This is a genomic window from Actinomycetota bacterium, assembly GCA_036280995.1.
Lineage (GTDB): Bacteria > Actinomycetota > CALGFH01 > CALGFH01 > CALGFH01 > CALGFH01.
The window spans coordinates 1-2,916 of sequence record DASUPQ010000386.1 but is presented as its reverse complement, the minus strand read 5'-3'; the positions used below and the strand labels follow the sequence as shown (position 1 = coordinate 2,916).

Annotated in this window: 3 protein-coding genes; all 3 read left to right on the top strand. The window is 70.8% G+C overall.

Annotated elements, in window-relative coordinates; all coding sequences use genetic code 11:
• Nucleotides 1–1,231 (top strand): BTAD domain-containing putative transcriptional regulator (locus VF468_12980; GenBank protein HEX5879210.1); only part of this gene is annotated, 1,231 nt, incomplete at its 5' end.
• A 56-nt stretch (nucleotides 1,232–1,287) separates the two neighbouring features.
• Nucleotides 1,288–1,488 (top strand): hypothetical protein, encoded by a 201-nt coding sequence (locus VF468_12975; protein HEX5879209.1) that lies wholly within the window; start codon nucleotides 1,288–1,290, stop codon nucleotides 1,486–1,488.
• A 1,194-nt stretch (nucleotides 1,489–2,682) separates the two neighbouring features.
• Nucleotides 2,683–2,916 (top strand): tyrosinase family protein (locus VF468_12970; protein HEX5879208.1); only part of this gene is annotated, 234 nt, incomplete at its 3' end.

Sequence of the window (2,916 nt, the reverse complement as noted above, 5' to 3'; positions counted from 1 at the left end):
GGCGCTCGGCTACGGGCCGGGCATGGCGTGGGTTGAGGCTCAGCTCGCCGCCGGCTGGGTGGCGCTGGCTGCCGGCGAGCGGGAGCGGGCGTCGGCCGCCGCGGCCGCCGCGGCCGCTGCCGCCGGCACCCGTCGCGATCGAGCCGGCTTGGCCGAGGCGTTGGAGCTGCGCGCCCTGGCCGCACCCGACCCAGCCGGGGAACTGCCGCGGCTGCGGGAGGCGGCGTCGATCTGGGCGGCCATCGGCAACCGGCTCGGCGAGGCGCGCAACGCGCTCGCGCAGGCCCGCCTCGCCGGACCGGCCGCCGGGGACCGGGGAACCTCCTCGGGGTTCCCCGGTGGACCGGGAGGGGTTCGGGGGGTGCGCTCCCCCGCCGTCGAGCAGGCCGAGCAGCGCCTGCGGGCGCTCGGCGTGCGGGTCGGTGCCGAGGTCGCGGCCGGGCTGCTGCGGGCGGTCGCTGCCCCGCCGCGCGACCCGGTGCGCATCCAGGCGCTCGGCGGCTTCCGGGTGGTGCGGGCGGGCGAGCCGGTACCGGTGCAGGAGTGGCAGTCCCGCAAGGCCCGGGAGCTGCTAAAGGTCTTGGTCGCCCAGCGAGGGCATGCTGTGCCGAGGGAGGCGCTGATGGAGGCTCTGTGGCCAGACGAGGACCCGGCCCGGCTCTCCAACCGGCTCTCGGTCGCCCTCTCGACCGTGCGCACCGTGCTCGACCCGGAGCGACGCTACGCCTCCGACCGCTTCGTCCAGGCCGACAAGCACGTCGTCGCCCTGGCCCACGTGCCCATCGACGTGGAGGAGTTCCTGACCGCGGCGGCGGCCGGGCTGGACCGGTTCGCCTCGGGCGAGCGGGCCGAGGCGCTGTGGTTGCTGGCTGCGGCGGAGACCGCTTACACCGGCGACTTCCTGGAGGACGACCCTTACGAGGACTGGGCAGTGTCGCTGCGGGAGGAGGCAAGGGCGGTCTACCTGGCGGTCGCGAGGACCCTGGCGCGGTCGGCCGCCGCGGCGGGCGACCACGATCTGGCCGTCCGCCACCACCTCAGGGTGCTGGAGCGCGACACCTACGACGAGGAGGCCCACCTGGGGCTGGTGGCCACGCTGGCGGCGGCCGGCCGCCACGGCGAGGCACGCCGTCGCTACCGGATCTACGGCCAGAAGATGGACGAGCTGGGGGTCGAGCCAACGCCATTCCCGTCGGCGAGCCGCCAGCCGCCCAACGCCCGCGACGGATAGGGGCGCCTTCAGGGCACCTTAAGGCCACGCTAAGGCCCGCGCCGCACCATGAGCGCATGCAGACCTTCCTGGTGCGCGTCTGGACACCGGCAGCCGGTGAGGAGAACGATGAACGGCGCCCCCTCAGCGGCGTAGTCGAGCACGTGGCCTCACGGCGTGGGGCGACGTTCCACGGGGAGCTCGATCTCCTCGATTTCATTCGCGGCTGCCTCCAGGCGCCCCAGGAGGTCCTGCCAGCGGTCGTCGACGAGGTCTGACCAGGACCGCCCGACGCCACTGCCGCTGTGGAGTCGATCTGGACGTGGTTGGGACATGCCGCTGGTATGGCTGTCCCGGCCTGGTCGGAGCCTGCCCACCTGCAGGGCAGGTGGAGTACTTGCACCCGGGCGCTCGGTAAAGGACCCCATCGGGCTGGCAATGGCCGAGCAGGCCGGCTCGGACCGGCGGACATTACGTGGCCCTCAGCAAGCGTCGGTGTTGTGATCAACGAAGGTCGGGAGGCTGAGCTCCTGCCTGGTGGGTCCGGATCCTAGCCTCCCTCTCGTGACCGCTCAACGAGCCTTGTAGTCCACAGCAGCCGCGGCGGTGGCCGTCCTCGGCTGGTCGGCCGCCCGGCGAACCTGGAGGATAGAGCGAGCGGCCCCAGGCGGGGGGGCCAACCCAGGGCCGCTCGCGCCTGCGGTATCAGGTCCCGATGCAGATCGCCTCGCGACCTTAACCGTTACAGCACTGGTGATAATTCTGCTGCGAGGTCCTGATCTGTCAATGGGGTGCTGGCGCCGACCCCGGACGCCGTCGGCGGCCAGTTTCGAGTCGCGGATTGTGGAGTAGGAGAGCGCGTGGCGGGATGTAGGTTCGGCCACCGTGGCGGACTGCGGCACTGACCAGATGCTAGCCGGTCTGGTCACCCCCGCCCCGGGCGCCTGATCCAACCCTACCGACTGCTGTGTGGCCTTGCCTGCTCCCGGCCGGTCACTCTCACCATCGGGATCGACGGGATTCCCCGGCGGTCTGGTGATCGCTCGGGTTGGTGGTGCGGCGGTTGCGGTCCAGGAGCTGAATGTGATGTACGGCCTGTCGATCTAACTGGAGGTGCGCCGCTATCCGGCCGACGCTTCGCTGGAGCCCTCGTCACCGTTGGTCGACTGGATGGCGGCGGCTCCGTAGGAACAGCAAGGCGGTCGGCGACGCTCCTGGCAAACCACCTCGATGGCAAAGCACCTCAGCGACGGGCCACTAGTCTGCGTTGGCTTCTGCTACCTCAGACTGCACTCATGTCGGCCTCTTCGCCTGCCCTCGGCGGCGAGGCAGTTCGTCTCGTGAGCTTGAGAGTGAGCGCGCTCTTCTCGACCGTTCGAAGCCCGCCGTACCATGCAGTTGGTGTCCGGGCTACTCTGATTTCTGGCTATCCGGCATGAACGTGACCGGCGGCACGCCGCGGTGGGGGGACCATGGGAGTTCGAAAGAGCGTCTATGCCTTAGCGGCAGCGGAGGTCGAGGCGCTGCGGGAGGCCTTCCTGGCGGTGATGGGGCTGCGTGACGAGCGTGGCTACCAGTATCACGCCGGTCTCCATGGGTTGCCGTTGCCCATCCAGTGCCGGCACGGGGATATCTTGTTCCTGCCCTGGCATCGGGCCTATCTGTACTTCTTCGAGCTGGCGTTGCAGGACCGCGTGCCGGAGGTG

Excerpts from the sequence above, each read along its gene's own strand:
- VF468_12975 (HEX5879209.1), top strand. The coding sequence starts at position 1,288 with ATGCAGACCTTCCTGGTGCGCGTCTGGACACCGGCAGCCGGTGAGGAG.